This is a genomic window from Methylobacterium sp. 2A (assembly GCF_009806555.1).
Lineage (GTDB): Bacteria > Pseudomonadota > Alphaproteobacteria > Rhizobiales > Beijerinckiaceae > Methylobacterium.
The window spans coordinates 130452-144570 of the sequence record NZ_VUOK01000034.1 but is presented as its reverse complement, the minus strand read 5'-3'; the positions used below and the strand labels follow the sequence as shown (position 1 = coordinate 144570).

16 protein-coding genes are annotated in these 14119 nt (G+C 70.0%); 12 read left to right on the top strand and 4 right to left on the bottom strand.

Annotated elements, in window-relative coordinates; all coding sequences use genetic code 11:
- Positions 1 to 541: 541 nt before the first annotated feature.
- The 3 genes from FVE89_RS16910 to FVE89_RS16900 all read left to right on the top strand — a co-directional run bounded on the left by FVE89_RS16910 (position 542) and on the right by FVE89_RS16900 (position 1744).
- Positions 542 to 922: a DUF6481 family protein gene (locus FVE89_RS16910; protein WP_160535111.1), complete on the top strand. Its 381-nt coding sequence runs from the start codon at positions 542 to 544 to the stop codon at positions 920 to 922.
- Positions 923 to 1059: 137 nt separating this feature from the next.
- Complete coding sequence (locus FVE89_RS16905) at positions 1060 to 1365, top strand: hypothetical protein (protein ID WP_342389938.1); 306 nt, start codon at positions 1060 to 1062, stop codon at positions 1363 to 1365.
- 88 nt (positions 1366 to 1453) lie between these two features.
- The gene (locus tag FVE89_RS16900) at positions 1454 to 1744 is read left to right on the top strand and encodes a hypothetical protein (protein ID WP_246730917.1); all 291 of its coding nucleotides are present in this window, start codon (positions 1454 to 1456) and stop codon (positions 1742 to 1744) included.
- A 24-nt stretch (positions 1745 to 1768) separates the two neighbouring features.
- Here the strand turns inward: FVE89_RS16900 and FVE89_RS16895 are convergent, their stop codons facing one another.
- The 4 genes from FVE89_RS16895 to FVE89_RS16880 all read right to left on the bottom strand — a co-directional run bounded on the left by FVE89_RS16895 (position 1769) and on the right by FVE89_RS16880 (position 3992).
- Entirely contained in the window at positions 1769 to 1975 is a 207-nt protein-coding gene (locus FVE89_RS16895; RefSeq protein ID WP_160535213.1) for a hypothetical protein, read from the bottom strand.
- Positions 1976 to 2165: 190 nt separating this feature from the next.
- The gene (locus tag FVE89_RS16890) at positions 2166 to 2831 is read right to left on the bottom strand and encodes an HAD family hydrolase (protein WP_160535110.1); all 666 of its coding nucleotides are present in this window, start codon (positions 2829 to 2831) and stop codon (positions 2166 to 2168) included.
- A 147-nt stretch (positions 2832 to 2978) separates the two neighbouring features.
- On the bottom strand, positions 2979 to 3368 hold the full coding sequence (locus FVE89_RS16885) for a DUF2934 domain-containing protein (protein ID WP_160535109.1): 390 nt from the start codon (positions 3366 to 3368) through the stop codon (positions 2979 to 2981).
- Positions 3369 to 3548: 180 nt separating this feature from the next.
- On the bottom strand, positions 3549 to 3992 hold the full coding sequence (locus tag FVE89_RS16880; protein WP_342389937.1) for an atp-dependent helicase: 444 nt from the start codon (positions 3990 to 3992) through the stop codon (positions 3549 to 3551).
- Positions 3993 to 4167: 175 nt separating this feature from the next.
- Here FVE89_RS16880 and FVE89_RS16875 point away from each other — a divergent pair, with 175 nt between their 5' ends.
- From FVE89_RS16875 to ybeY, 9 genes are all read left to right on the top strand, one after another.
- Positions 4168 to 4734 (top strand): NifU family protein, encoded by a 567-nt coding sequence (locus tag FVE89_RS16875; RefSeq protein ID WP_160535108.1) that lies wholly within the window; start codon positions 4168 to 4170, stop codon positions 4732 to 4734.
- Positions 4735 to 5149: 415 nt separating this feature from the next.
- Positions 5150 to 6841: a HAMP domain-containing methyl-accepting chemotaxis protein gene (locus FVE89_RS16870; RefSeq protein WP_160535107.1), complete on the top strand. Its 1692-nt coding sequence runs from the start codon at positions 5150 to 5152 to the stop codon at positions 6839 to 6841.
- Between the two features lie 200 nt (positions 6842 to 7041).
- Positions 7042 to 7722, top strand: coding sequence for a tRNA (adenosine(37)-N6)-threonylcarbamoyltransferase complex dimerization subunit type 1 TsaB (gene tsaB / locus FVE89_RS16865; RefSeq protein WP_160535106.1), 681 nt, complete (start codon positions 7042 to 7044; stop codon positions 7720 to 7722).
- Entirely contained in the window at positions 7719 to 8234 is a 516-nt protein-coding gene (locus tag FVE89_RS16860; RefSeq protein WP_160535105.1) for a GNAT family N-acetyltransferase, read from the top strand. The genes tsaB and FVE89_RS16860 overlap by 4 nt, the downstream gene beginning before the upstream one ends.
- Positions 8235 to 8238: 4 nt before the next feature.
- Complete coding sequence (locus FVE89_RS16855; RefSeq protein ID WP_160535104.1) at positions 8239 to 9102, top strand: lysophospholipid acyltransferase family protein; 864 nt, start codon at positions 8239 to 8241, stop codon at positions 9100 to 9102.
- A gap of 161 nt (positions 9103 to 9263) precedes the next feature.
- Positions 9264 to 11000 carry an L-lactate permease gene (locus tag FVE89_RS16850; protein ID WP_160535103.1) on the top strand — a complete coding sequence of 579 codons (1737 nt, stop codon included), beginning with the start codon at positions 9264 to 9266 and terminating at the stop codon, positions 10998 to 11000.
- Positions 11001 to 11156: 156 nt separating this feature from the next.
- Positions 11157 to 12494, top strand: coding sequence for a tRNA (N6-isopentenyl adenosine(37)-C2)-methylthiotransferase MiaB (miaB, locus tag FVE89_RS16845; RefSeq protein ID WP_160535102.1), 1338 nt, complete (start codon positions 11157 to 11159; stop codon positions 12492 to 12494).
- A gap of 58 nt (positions 12495 to 12552) precedes the next feature.
- On the top strand, positions 12553 to 13620 hold the full coding sequence (locus tag FVE89_RS16840; protein WP_246730940.1) for a PhoH family protein: 1068 nt from the start codon (positions 12553 to 12555) through the stop codon (positions 13618 to 13620).
- Positions 13621 to 13622: 2 nt separating this feature from the next.
- On the top strand, positions 13623 to 14102 hold the full coding sequence (gene ybeY / locus FVE89_RS16835) for an rRNA maturation RNase YbeY (protein ID WP_160535100.1): 480 nt from the start codon (positions 13623 to 13625) through the stop codon (positions 14100 to 14102).
- Positions 14103 to 14119: the final 17 nt, after the last annotated feature.

The following is a 14119-nucleotide window of genomic DNA, read 5'->3' as shown; positions in this document are numbered from 1 at the left end:
ATCAGGGTTGCGAATGTTGAATGTGTCCGTTTTTGCAGATCTTCGACCATGAGGGGCGTTGACCACGTCTCTCGATGGACCGCATCGCTGCGCGCCTGCGTGCATCCCCGGCTATACGGTCAGTCCAGGTCGGCCACCTTGCCACCGCGTTGCGCGCGACATATCTCTGACCGGCGAGACACGCTCTTGGCCTTCTCCCGGTGATCTACTCACCGCGGCCGTCGTTTGATGTTTTTCTGCACCGCCGGATGAAACTCTTACAGAGACGATGTGGATTGTCGCTGCGTCGACGGGTTGAGCGTGCTCCAACGATTGCATCTCCGACGGAGCTCCGGGTAAGGGCTTACCGTTTTTCAAACCTTGGTTCGACCCGAGCGCTCCGGCGCACACCGAGCGCTCGGGTCGAACCATCGGTTTCGCCGATGGGTCGGCACGGTTCTGGGGTCCGGGGACGGCGTCGGAATCTGCAGATCGAGGTCCCTTGCCGGCATAGCCGGATGTTCCTGCAAGACGCCCAACATACCGAACTGAGAAAGGCCAGATGAGCGCATTCGACTACAGAAATTTCGACGACCGCCGCCAAAACTCTCAGAATGCCAAGGCCGCCCTGCTGGCCAAGTTCAAGGCGCGACCCGCGGCCGACGATCCGGAAGTGATCGCCAAGGCCAAGGCCCGGGCCGAGATCGCCAAGGCGCGCGAGGAGCGGGCCCGGGAACGGGAGGCCGCGCGCATCGCCGCGGAGCTGAAGGCCGCCGAGGAGAAGCGTCAGCGCGAGGAAGCGGAACTGGCGGCCCAGCTCGCCCGCGAAGCCGCCGAGCTCGCCGCCGCGCAGGAGCGCAAGTCCGCCGAACTCGCTGCCAAGAAGGCCCAGCGCGATGCCCGTTACGCCGCGCGCAAGGCCAAGGTGAAGGTCAAGCGCTGAGCGGACGCGACGTTCGTTCATTCGTCACGACGGAACGACGCCCGCCCCCCGGCGGGCGTCGTCGCATGTAAGGCCTCTGCCCGGAAACCCGCGCGCCGTATCCGGCGTTGGCGACGGTCTGTGGCTCAGCCCTGTCCGTGCGGCTGACGGGGCGAGGTCGCGCGATGATGTTCCGAACCGGTCTGGTGATCCTTTCCGCAGCCGTCTGGACGGGATCCGCCATCGCCCAGGATCGCGCGACGGCGATCGCCTGCGACACCCTGTTGGCCGCCCGTCGGATCGACGCGACGCCGGGCTCGGGCCGCGCGGCGGGTGAGACTGGCTGCCGCAGTATCGACCGACAGACGATCGGTTCTGTTGAGCAGCGGGCTTTGATCGGCGGCGCGCCCTACGAGTGCATGACGATCGCGGGCGCCGGGCGGTGCCTGTGGATCGTGCCGTGACGGAGGCCAGACACGTCGTCTCGAACGGTTCACCGCGGGGTGAAACGCTCTATCTCCCCGTCAGAGTCGGGTGAGGACTGCGATCCGAATGGCGCACGCTTGGGCGAGACGGCGTTTTCCCGCAGGTGGAACGTCCGGAACGCTGATCGGCCTCCTGCTGGCCCTGGGCCCGGCCCATGCCGAACCTCCGATCCGCAGCCCCGAGGACGCGGCCTGTCGCCTGGAAGCCAAGGCGAAGGTCTTTGCGGCCCCCAATCCGCAGGGTCTGGAACTCGAGGAGGTCGGCAAGCAGATCTACTATGCCTGCATGGCGCGGCTGGGCCAATCCGCGCAACCGGCCCGGCCGGCGAACCGGCGGCACAAGCGGCGCCGTCGGTGATCCTGACAGGTCAGCCCGCGCCGGTCAGGCGTCGAGCGGCGCTCCGATCCGGGCCCTCAGGCGCAGGCGCAGGGCTTCGTTTCCGCCTTCGGCCTGCAGGGCCGCCATGAGGCGCAGCAGGTGACTGAGCGGGGTCGACCGGCATTCGACGGCCTCGGCGATCTGTTCCGGCAGCGATTTGGCGACCGGAACGAAACGCGATGCCGGTTGGGCCTGATGGGTCTGAGGCATCAGCGGCGCTCGTCCTTCGAAAGGATCCAAGTTGGGGCGGCGGCTCGCTACGCCTTTTGCCCGAGCCGCACCAGCCCCTTTCGCGTTTTTCCGTAGCCGGCATCACGACCCGTCACCGCACTGCAACACGTGGTGCGAAACATGGGGATATCGCGGCCGGCGCCCCCGATATCCCTTGCCTGAACGGCTCTTACCGCTGCGCCAGGGGTGATCGGTCGAACCCGTCCAGCAGATCCTGCGGGTCGCGGAAGATCGCCACGCAGCCCGCTGCGGAAAGGTCGGCTTCCGGAAAGCCGCCGCAGAGCAGGCCGAGGGTCGGCACGCCCGCCTTGCCCGCGGCCTCGGCATCGTAGGGCGTGTCCCCGACCGCATGAACCGTGTCGGACGGCTTGCTGTCGAGCTTCGCCAGGGCAGCCTTGAAGATGTCGGGATGTGGTTTCGAGCGGTCCGCGTCGTCCGAACTGGTGGCGACATCGACCAGATCGCCGATCTTCAGGATGTCGGTGTAGCGCTCGACCTCGGACCGCTTGCCCGAGGAGGCCAGCGCGATCGTGAGGCCATCCGCGCGGATCCGCTCGAACAGGGGGCGGACACCCGGAAAAGGGCGCACCTCAGGCAGGTACTTCCGCTTGAACAGGTCCGACCGGAACGCCTCGAGCGCCGCGCCGTCCCGTTCGATCCGCTCCCGCGTCAGGAAGACCGGCATCAGCTCGTCGCCGCCCTTTCCGATCTGACTGCGAACCGCGCTCTGGTCCGTTTGGATGCCGAAATGCGCGAAGGCCTCCACCCAAGCCCGGGCGTGCAGATCGACACTGTCGATCAGAGTCCCGTCGATATCGAAGATCACAGCGCGCATGCCAGCCTCGTCGCGGCGCAGGGCGGCCCGCTTCAGCCTCGTCAACGGGGCGATGGCGGGCCTGTTCCCTGCGCGAGGCGCCGGAACGGCAGAAGCCCGCCCCCGGCCTGGGGGCGGGCTTCTGAAACGTGTCGGCGGCGGTGCGCGTCAGTGCATCGCGGCCGGGGTGCGGACGGGCTTCGCCTTGGCGGCCAAGCCGACCGTGACCGCAGTCTTGGAGGCCCGGACGGGCTTCGGGGCAGCCGGCTTCGCGGCAGCCTTGACGGGGGCGGGCTTCGGTGCCGCCGGCGTGGCAGCCGCCTTCGGAGCAGCCTTCGCAACCTTGGTCGCCGCGGCCTTCGGTGCGGCAGCCTTCGCCGGGGCGGCAGCCTTCCGGGCCGGGGCCGCCTCGGTCACCGCCGCGGCTGCCAGCGTGGCGTTGGCGCGCAACGTCGCTTCGGCGCGCAGCCAGTGCGCTGCGGCCTGACCGTGAACGCGGCCCTCGTTCTCCCAGATGAAATAGGCGCATTCACGCACGTGGTGTTCGCTGATCTGCATGCCGTTGACCTCTCGCTGTCCGTCCTGCGATCGACGATGGGAGGCCCTGGTTAAGAGGCAGTTAACCCTGCCGATCGGGCGCGCGGACCGCCGCCGGTGGCGCTGCATCGGGCGGCCGTCATGCGTCGCGACGCGCTGACGCGACCGGCGTCGCTCGGCGGCTGCGGTCACGAGGCCCGGCTATTCGGTGCGCCCCAGAATGCGCCGCGCCTCGGCGAGGAAAATCGCATGGCGCTCGGCACCGGGTCCCGCCACCGGTGCATCGCGGCCGGCCTGGATGACGAGCCTCTGGAACCGGCGCCGGTCCAGACCCCAGATGCGCAGGCTCGCCAGGACGGCGCCCAGTACGACCCGGACGGCATCGGTGCGTGCCTCCGCGCGGGCGATCGCCTCAGCGTGCGCCGCGCCCGCGCTTCCCGCGGCGTCCGTCGGGGCCGGCGCGACTTCGCATTCCCGGGCGGCGCGTCGTGCGGCCTGCCAAGCCTGATCGTGCTGGCGCGTGCGCAGGGCGAGCAGAACCTTGAGCGCGGCGATTTCGGCCCGGGCCTCCTCCAGCTTCGTCTGGGTCTCGCGCAGGTCCTTGAGCATGTCCTGCGCGCGCATCTCATCCCCGGTCACGGTCACCGTCGGCTCCTCTGCCTCCTGAACGCGCCCGTCCTCGGTCGCGCCGGCTGGAATGTCCACTCTCGCGCGAAGCCGCACAGGTTGAGAAATTCCGATGGTCGGTCCACATGAACGGACGCGCCCGGGGGCGCATGTCCCGGCCGGCCTTGAACCGGCGCAGCGGAGTTATGCCAGCATGTTCATCCAGACCGAAGCCACGCCGAATCCGTCGACCTTGAAGTTCCTGCCCGGACGCGTGGTCCTTCCCGAGTCCACCTTCGAGGCGAAGGATGCCGAGGCCGCGACCCGCTCGCCCCTGGCCTCGGCGCTGTTCGCGGTGCCGGGCGTATCCAACGTGTACTTCGGACACGACTTCATCTCCATCACCAAGGCCGAGGACGGCTCCGACTGGGCGCAGGTGAAGCCGGCCGTGCTCGGCGCGATCATGGAGCATTTCCAGTCCGGCGCGCCGGTGATGGCCGAGGGGGGCCACGACGCGATCGAGCCCGGCGACGAGTTCTACGATGAGGCGGATCACGACACGGTCGTCACCATCAAGGATCTGCTCGAGACGCGCGTGCGCCCGGCCGTGGCCGGGGACGGCGGCGACATCACCTTCCGCGGCTACAAGGAAGGTGTGGTCTATCTGGAGATGAAGGGCGCCTGTTCGGGCTGCCCGTCCTCCACCGCGACCCTGCGGCACGGGGTGCAGAACCTGTTCCGGCACTTCCTGCCGGAGATCCGGGAAGTCCAGGCGATCTGAAGATCGGACCCGGGGCACGCCGCGCGCCGCGGGGTTTCGCCCACGGCCGTGGCGGTGTTCGCATCGCTCCGTTGAAGATCGCGCGGGGGTGGCCCCGCGGCTCTTCCCCTCCCGCGAAGGGGAACGAAGACATATGCCGCGCGGGCGCCCTCCGCCGCCGATCGAGCGCGTTACTCTCAGCGTGCGCGGAGCCCGTTCCCCGGCGATGTGCTGGAGCACGACAAGGAGTGTTGATCACGGACAGCTTTGAGGCGATTTCGAGCCGGGATCTGGATCATAGGTTCTGATTTCCGCGCTTTTCCGGTGGCGTGTCCAGAGTTTCACCGTCGCATGATCATCAAGATCATTTGCGATCGGGCGGATTGACTGCCGCCACCATCCGGATCTTCGGTATGCGCGGGTCCCGGAGATTCGCATGAGCTTGCTGGCGCGCACGAGAATCCTGACGAAGCTGCTCTCGATCAACCTGATCATCGCGGCGATCGTCGGAAGCTGCATCTGGTTCGCTCAGGACCGGATAGCGATGGTCGATGCCACCTACCGCACCATGGTCGCGCGCGACGCCAAGGCCGTCTCGAACGTCCGGCGCAGCAACCGCCTGCACAACACGCTGACCTACCTGCTCTACCGGATGCTCGCCGAGACCGATCCGGAGCAGGTCCGGCAGACCGCGGCGGCGTTCCAGACCGCGGTCGCGCAGACGGACGAGACGCTGGCCGAGATCGCCCGGCAGGTGCCGGCCTTCGCCGAGCAGGTCCAGGCGCAGCGGGATCGCACCACGCGCTTCGTCGAGCAGGCCTCTGCCGTGCGCGGCCTCGTCCTCGCAGGCCGGAGAAGCGAGGCGCTGGAGCGGGCGCATGTGGGGGTCGATCCGATCTTCGCGGAGCTCGGGACCGAGGGGACACGGCTCGGGAACGCCATCGAAGCCAGCATGTACCAGCGCTCCAGCGATCTGTCCGCCCAGACCGCCGCCACCCGCTACAGTCTGATCGGCTTCGGCGTGCTCGGGGTCCTGGTCGGCTTGATCTGCGCCCTGGTGGTCTCGACGATCGGGATCACCGGCCCGCTCAAGCGCCTCGTCGCCGTTCTGGAAAGGATGGCGCAGGGCGCGATCGATGCCGAGATCGCCGAGGCGCGCCGCGGCGACGAGATCGGCGCGGTGGGCCGGGCGGTCGAAGCCATCAAGGCCTTCATGACCGCGAAGGCCGCCGAGGAGGCCGAGATCAAGCGCCGAGCCGACGAGGCTGCGGCCGGCGAGCGGCGGCGCGTCCAGTCCGAGCTGGCCGACCGTTTCGAGGCGGCGGTGGTCGGCATCGTCGGCCGGGTCTCGTCCTCCGCCACGGCGTTGCGCGCCACCGCGCAGGGCTTGAGCGAGACCGTGACGCTGACCGCCCGGCAATCCACGGCCGTCGCGGCCGCCGCCGAGGAGGCGGCCAGCAACGTCAACACCGTCGCGGCCGCCGCCGAGGAACTCGGCAGTTCGATCGCCGAGATCGGCCGGCAGGTCGAGGGCTCGTCCGATCTCGCCCGACAGGCGGTGGACGAGGCCGATCAGACCGCCGCGCTCATGCACGAGCTCAGTACCGCCGTGACGACGATCGGCGACGTCATCGACATGATCTCGACCATCGCGGGCCAGACGAACCTGCTGGCGCTCAACGCCACCATCGAAGCGGCCCGGGCCGGCGAGGCGGGGCGGGGCTTCGCCGTCGTGGCGAGCGAGGTCAAGGAACTGGCCCTCCAGACCGCCAAGGCCACCGAGACGATCACCGGCCAGATCGGCCAGATTCAGGGCCGGACCGGCGACGCGGAGGGGGCGATCCGCACGATCACCGGCCGGATCCGCGAGATCAACGGCGTGGCGAGTTCGATCGCCGCGGCGGTGGAACAGCAGGGTGCGGCGACCCAGGAGATCGTTCGCAACGTCGCCCAGGCTGCCGACGGCACGGACGAGGTGACGCGCAATATCGGCGGCGTGGCCGAGGCCTCGGCGGGGACCGGCCACGCCGCCGAGGAGGTGCTGGCTTCGGCCTCGGAGCTGTCGCGCCAGTCCGAACAGTTGAATGACGAGATCCGTCGGTTCCTCGAAACCGTCCGCGCCGCCTGAGAGTCCCCGGGCGGTCGCCAAGGACGGAGCGGCGCAAGCCGGCAACCGGCGCAAGCCGGCAACACTCCGCCGCCGATGGGGACGGCCGGCCGCTGCGGCGCTGACGGGACGGCCGTTTTGCTCTATCGATCCCGACTCTTCGCGTCCTGCGCGGGCGCAGGGAGGCGACGGCCGGTGAGGACCGGCATGCGGGAGTGGGCGTGCGTATCCTGGCCATCGACACAGCGCTGGACACCTGCGCCGCCTGCGTCATGGCGGAGGGTGACGAGACGCCGATCTCCGCCGAATCGCTGCCCATGGCGCGCGGGCATGCCGAGTCCCTTCTGCCGCTGATCGAGCGGGTCATGGCCCGCGTCGAAGGCGGCTTCGAGGCCATCGACCGGATCGCCGTCACGGTGGGGCCCGGCAGCTATACGGGGCTGCGTGTCGGCCTGTCGGCCGCCCGCGCGATCGGGCTCGCCACGGCCAAGCCGGTGGTCGGCGTCGGCACCCTCTCGGCTCTGCTGGCCCATCTCCTGTCCGAGACGATCGAGGGCTCGCTCGCTGCGGCGATCGATGCCCGTCACGGTGCGATCTACGTCCAGGTTCTCAACCCGAGGGGTGACGGCATCGCGCCGGCGCACCTGCCCGTCGCGGCGGTGGCCGACCGTCTGGCCGGAGCGGGTCCCGTGCTGCTCGCCGGCTCCGGTTCGCCAGCCCTGGCGGCGGCTTTGGCCGAGCGCGGCGTCAGTACCCGCATCAGCCGCGTCACGGGGCCGGATATCGCATCCGTCGCCTCCCTCGGGCTGCTGGCCGATCCCGAACAGGCCCTGCCCCGGCCGCTCTACCTGCGCGGGCCCGACGCGCGGCCCCAGGACCATGCGCGGATCGCCCGGCAATGACGCGGCCCATTCCCTTCTGGCCTTTCGAATGGTGGACCGCGTGGTGGGACGCGCTGACCCCCGAGCCCTACGTGGCGCCGCTCACCGACGCGTCGCAGGCTCCCAGCCTCGCCCGCCTGCATGCCACCGCCTTCGCGCGACCCTGGGAGGCCCATGAATTCGAGCGCCTGCTCTGCGAGCGCTCGACGCAGGCGCATGCCCTGTGGCGCGCAGGCACGCTCCACGGCTTCGTGCTCTCGCGCCGCGCCGCCGACGAGGCCGAGATCCTGACCGTGGTGCTGTCCCCGGCTCTGCGGGGCGGCGGGCACAGCCGCAAGCTGCTGCGCGAGCACCTGTCGAGCCTCGCATTGGCCGGGATCGCCCGGGTCCATCTGGAAGTCGATGAGGGCAACGCGCCGGCCCTGCGCCTCTACGCCCGCAACGGCTTCCGGCAGGTCGGCGCGCGCACCGGCTACTACCTCAAGGCCGACGGCAGCCGGGCGACCGCGCTGACGATGAGCGCCGACCTCTGACGCCGTGAGCCGCTTCGGCCTCGCTTGCCGCCTCGCGACCCTGGCCCTCGCCTTCGCGGTGCTGGCGCCGCCGCACTGGATGGCGCTGCGCGTGCTCGGCCGCCGTGCGACCCTGGCGCCCATTCTGTTCCACCGGGTCTTCCTGTGGCTGTTCGGGATTCGGGTGACGCAGAGCGGCACGCCCCCGGCCCCGGGCGAGGCGGCCCTTGTTCTCGCCAACCACGTCTCGTGGCTCGACATCATCGCCATCGGCTCGCTGCGGCCGCTCTCCTTCGTGGCGAAATCCGAGATCGCCGGCTGGCCGGTCATCGGCGCCCTCGCGGGCTTGCAGCGGACCATCTACATCGACCGGCAGCGCCGGGGCGCGACCGCCACGGTGAGCGCGGCCATGGGGCGTCGCCTCGCCGAGGGCGAACTCGTGGTGCTGTTCGCCGAGGGCACGACCGGCGACGGCACGCGGCTCCTGCCGTTCCGCTCCTCCCTGGTGGGCGCGGCCCGGGCGGCGCTGCAGGCCGAGGCGGCCCAAGGCCGCGTGCGCCTCCAGCCGCTCGCCATCGCGTATCCCCGGCGCAACGGCCTGCCGGTAACCCGCTCCGAACGATCGGAAATCGCGTGGTACGGCGACATGGAATTGGCCCCGCACCTCGCCGCCTTCGTGCAGGGCGGCCCGATCGACGTGCACGTGGCCTGGGGCGCGCCCATCGCCTTCGAGGCGGCCACTGACCGGAAGGTCGCGACCGCCGCCGCGGAGGCCGAGGTCCGCGCCGCCCTGCGCGGTGTCGGCATGGGCGGCCATGCGTCTCCGGTCAGCGTGAGCCCGGCGCGTCCGGGTCTCGACCTCCACGACCCGGAAGTCGCGGCTGTCTGAAGACCGCCCGGATTCGGCGACGCGCGCGATCGACCGGATCGCATGCAAGTTGATCCGTAGAAAAGGCCGCTGGAATGCATGATGCAGTGCATTGAGCCAGCCAAGGCGCTCTGCTAGCTAGGCCGCAACCCGTAACAGGCGGGATTTCTGGAGGACGCCCCGTGCAAACCTGGAATCAGGTTTACGACCCGTTCGGGAGCCCGTGGCTCTCGACGCTCGCCGCCGCAGTGCCGGTCATCGCATTGCTCGCCATGATCGCCAGCGGGCGGGTGAAGGCCCATCTCGCGGCCGTCATCGCCCTCGGCCTCGCTCTTCTGGTCGCCATCGCGGGCTTCGGCATGCCCGCCGGACTTGCCGGCCGGGCGGCGATCCTCGGGATGGTCACGGGCTTTTTCCCGATCGGCTGGATCATTCTCAACGTCATCTTCCTCTACCGCCTGACGGTGGAGAAGGGCTGGTTCGCGATCCTGCAGCAATCGGTGGCCGGCATCACGGCCGACCGGCGCTTGCAGCTGCTCCTCGTGGCCTTCGCGTTCGGCGCCTTCTTCGAGGGCGCGGGCGGCTTCGGCACCCCGGTTGCCGTCACGGGCGCGATCCTGATCGGCCTCGGCTTCTCGCCGCTCGCGGCCTCCGGCCTGTCGCTGATCGCCAACACCGCGCCGGTGGCCTTCGGGGCGCTCGGCGCGCCGATCCAGGGTCTGGCCTCGGTGACCGGCTACCCGCCCGAGATCCTCGGCGCGATGATCGGCCGGCAGCTGCCGCTGTTCTCGCTGCTCGTGCCGTTCTGGCTGATCTGGGTGTTCGCGGGCTTCCGCGGCATGATCCGGGTGTGGCCGCCGATCCTGGTCTGCGGCGCGACCTTCGCGGTCGCGCAGTTCCTGATCTCCAACTTCGTGAACCCGTGGATCGTCGATATCGGCGCCTCGCTCGCTTCGATGCTCGCCCTGGTGCTGTTCCTGAAGGTCTGGCAGCCCAGCGAGATCTGGTCGTCGCCCGCTCTGCGCGGCCACGATCCGTCGCTCGCCGTCGCCGGTCCGCGCCCGGTGGCGCTCGGCGCCGGCGTGCCCGGCGCGCCCCCGGTCCATGTCGGCGCCCGCACGGCCTCGCAGGGCGAGATCCTGATGGCCTGGGTGCCGTGGATCGTCCTGTCGGTGATCGTCGCCGTCTGGGGGACCGGCTGGTTCAAGGGCATCGTCAACCCGCTCTTCACCTGGAAGTATGAGGTGCCGGGCCTGCACAACGTCATCATGAAGGTGCCCCCGGTGGTGCCGAAGCCCGCCCCCGAGGGCGCGGTCTTCCTGTTCACCTACATGTCGTTCACCGGCACGGGCGTGCTGATCGCCGCGATCATCTCCGGCCTGATCATGCGCTTCTCGCCGGTGCGGCTCGTGACCGCCTATGTCGAGACCATCTGGGCCCTGCGCTACTCGCTCATCACCATCTCGGCGATGCTCGCGCTCGGCGTTCTCACCCGCTACGCAGGCGTCGACGCCACCCTCGGCCTCGCCTTCGCGGGCACCGGGATCCTCTACCCGTTCTTCGGGACGCTGCTCGGCTGGCTCGGCGTCGCGCTCACCGGATCGGACACGGCCTCGAACGTCCTGTTCGGCGGCCTTCAGAGGATCACCTCCGAGCAGCTCGGCCTCCCGGGCGTGCTGATGGCGGCCGCGAATTCGTCGGGCGGCGTGATGGGCAAGATGATCGACGCGCAGTCGATCGTCGTCGCCTCCACGGCCACCGGCTATTTCGGCCAGGAGGGCAAGATCCTGCGCTTCGTCTTCTGGCACTCGATCGCGCTCGCCTGCCTGGTCGGCTGCTACGTGATGCTCCAGGCCTACGTGCCGTTCTTCCAGCACATGGTCATCGACCTGCCGGCGGCGGCGCCTGTGGCTCACTGAGGCTGATCCCACAGCCCCATCGAATGGCCGGCCGCCCCTCGGGCGGCCGGTCGCGTTTCAGGCGCCGCGACGGACCGCGCGATCCGTGCTACAGGCCGGATGCCGGGCCCTGCGGGGCGGGTGCAACGATCAGCGGATGGTTCGGGACGGCGCGCGTTGAAGAAGGCCTACGTCAAATCCTACGGGTGCCAGATGAACGCCTACGACGCGGCCCGCATGGCCGACGTCCTGGGTGCCGAGGGCTACGCGCCGACCGATTCGGTCGAGGACGCGGATGTTGTCGTCCTCAACACCTGCCACATCCGCGAGAAGGCCGCCGAGAAGGTCTATTCCGAACTCGGCCGCCTGCGCGTGCTCAAGGGTGAGCGCAAGGCGCAAGGCCTCGACACGCGCATCGTCGTGGCCGGCTGCGTCGCCCAGGCCGAGGGCGCCGAGATCCAGGCGCGCCAGCCCGCGGTCGACGTGGTGGTCGGCCCGCAGAGCTACCACCGCCTGCCGGACCTCCTGGCCCGCTCCCGCGAGCGTCGGGTCGTCGACACCGAATTTCCGATCGAGGACAAGTTCGACCACCTGCCCCGGCGCCGCACCCTCGGCGCCTCGGCCTTCCTGACCGTGCAGGAGGGCTGCGACAAGTTCTGCGCCTTCTGCGTGGTGCCCTATACCCGCGGCACCGAGGTCTCGCGGCCCGTGGCGGCGGTGCTGGCCGAGGCCGAGAAGCTCGCCGAAGGGGGCGTCCGCGAGGTCACGCTCATCGGCCAGAACGTCAACGCCTATCACGGCGCGGGCGCGGACGGCGCGCCGGTCGGCCTCGCCGAACTGGTGCGGGCCGTGGCAAAGATTCCGGGAATCGCGCGGATCCGCTACACGACGAGCCATCCGAACGATTTCGACGACGCGCTGATCCGGGCGCATGCCGAGGTGCCGGCCCTGATGCCCTACCTGCACCTGCCGGTGCAGTCGGGTTCGGACCGGATTCTGGCCGCCATGAACCGCAAGCACACCGGCGACCAGTACCGGCGCCTGATCGATCGCGTCCGCGCGGCCCGGCCCGACATCGCCCTGTCCTCCGACTTCATCGTCGGCTTCCCCGGCGAGACCGACGCCGATTTCGCCGAGACTCTGCGGCTGGTGCGCGACGTCGGGTTCGAGAGCGCCTTCTCGTTCAAGTACAGCCCCCGCCCCGGTACCCCGGCGGCCGACCGTACCGATCAGGTGCCGGAGCCCGTGATGGCGGCGCGTCTCGCCGAGCTCCAGACGCTCCTCGACAGCCAGCGCCACGCTTATCAGCGGGCGGCCGAGGGCCGGGTGTTCGACGTGCTGGTGGAGAAGCCCGGCCGGCATCCCGGACAGGTCGCGGGCAAGACGCCGCACCTGCTGGCCGTGCAGTTCGACGCCGCGCCTCACCATATCGGAACCGTGGTGCCGGTGCGGATCACCGAGGCCGGGGCCAACAGCCTGTTCGGGCAGCTCATGCCGGAGGCTGCGGCAGCGTGAGGACCATGACGAGGATGGCGGCTTGAGCGCGGCGGACGGGGCGGGCGCGCGCGGCGCCCTGAAGGGGCGCGGACCGGCTCGCCCGGCCGGGCAGGACGAGGCGGTCGAGGTGCCGCTGACCTTCGACGACAACCGTCTCGCGAGCCTCGTCTTCGGCCAATACGACCAGAACGTCGCCCATATCGAGCGCCGGCTGGATGTCACCGCGACGGCGCTCGGCAACCACCTCGTCATCAAGGGCTCGCCCGATGCCGCCGAGAAGGCCCGGCGGGTTTTTCAGAAGCTCTACGCCCGGGTGCGGACCGGCGGCAGCACCCTGACGCTCGGCGATGTCGACGGCGCCATCCGCGAGGCGACCGCGCAGGCGACCCTGTTCCCGGCCGAGACGATCGCGGCTGAGGCCGACAAGCCGCATTTCGAGCAGATCGCCACCCGCAAGCGCGGGGCCGTGCGGGCGCGCAACCCGGCGCAGGACGAATACATCAAGCTGCTGCGCACCAACGAGCTGGTCTTCGCCGAGGGGCCGGCCGGCACCGGCAAGACCTGGCTCGCCGTCGGCCACGCGGTCTCGCTCCTGGAGCAGGGCCATGCCGAGCGGCTGATCCTGTCGCGCCCCGCCGTCGAGGCCGGCGAGCGCCTGGGCTTCCTGCCGGGCGACATGCGCGAGAAGGTCGATCCCTATCTGCGCCCGATTTACGACGCCCTCTACGACTTCATGGAGGCGCGCCACGTCGACCGCGGGTTGCAGACCGGCACGATCGAAATCGCGCCGCTGGCCTTCATGCGCGGGCGGACGCTCACCAACGCGGTGGTGCTGCTCGACGAGGCGCAGAACACCACCTCCATGCAGATGAAGATGTTCCTCACCCGACTGGGCGAGGGCTCGCGCATGATCATCACGGGCGATCCGAGCCAGATCGACCTTCCGCCGGGCCAGAAGTCCGGTCTTGTGGAGGCGGTGAGCGTGCTGGAGGGCGTCGAGGGGATCGGCCACGTGCGGTTCAGGGACGTCGACGTGGTTCGCCACGACCTCGTGCGCCGGATCGTCACCGCCTACGAATCGGCCGCCCACGGCGCGGGCGAGGCCGACCGGAACCCGAACCCCCGGCGCCGGCCTCTGGCGTGAGCATGCCCCACGAGATCGACCTCGCCGTCGAGGATGAGCGCTGGGAAACCGCGATTCCCGGCCTCGAAGCCCTCGTCATCCGCGCCGTGGAGGCCGGGCTCGCCATCGCCCCCGAGAAGCCCGACGGCCCCGTCGAGGTCAGCGTCCTGCTGACGGACGATGCCGCCGTTCAGGAGCTGAACAGGACGTGGCGCGGGAAGGACAAGCCCACCAACGTCCTGTCGTTCCCGGCCGCCCCGCAGCCGCGGCATGCGCAGGTCGCGACGCCGCTCGGCGACGTGGTCCTTGCGTACGAGACCCTGGTGCGCGAGAGTGCCGAGCAGTCGAAGCCGCTCCAGAATCACCTCGCCCACCTCCTCGTCCATGGCACCCTGCATTGTCTCGGTCAGGACCACGAGACCGGCGAGGCCGAGGCCGAGGCCATGGAATCCCTCGAGGTCGCGGCCCTCGCGACCCTCGGCATCCCGGATCCTTATGCCTGAGCGCGCGACGCCCGAGC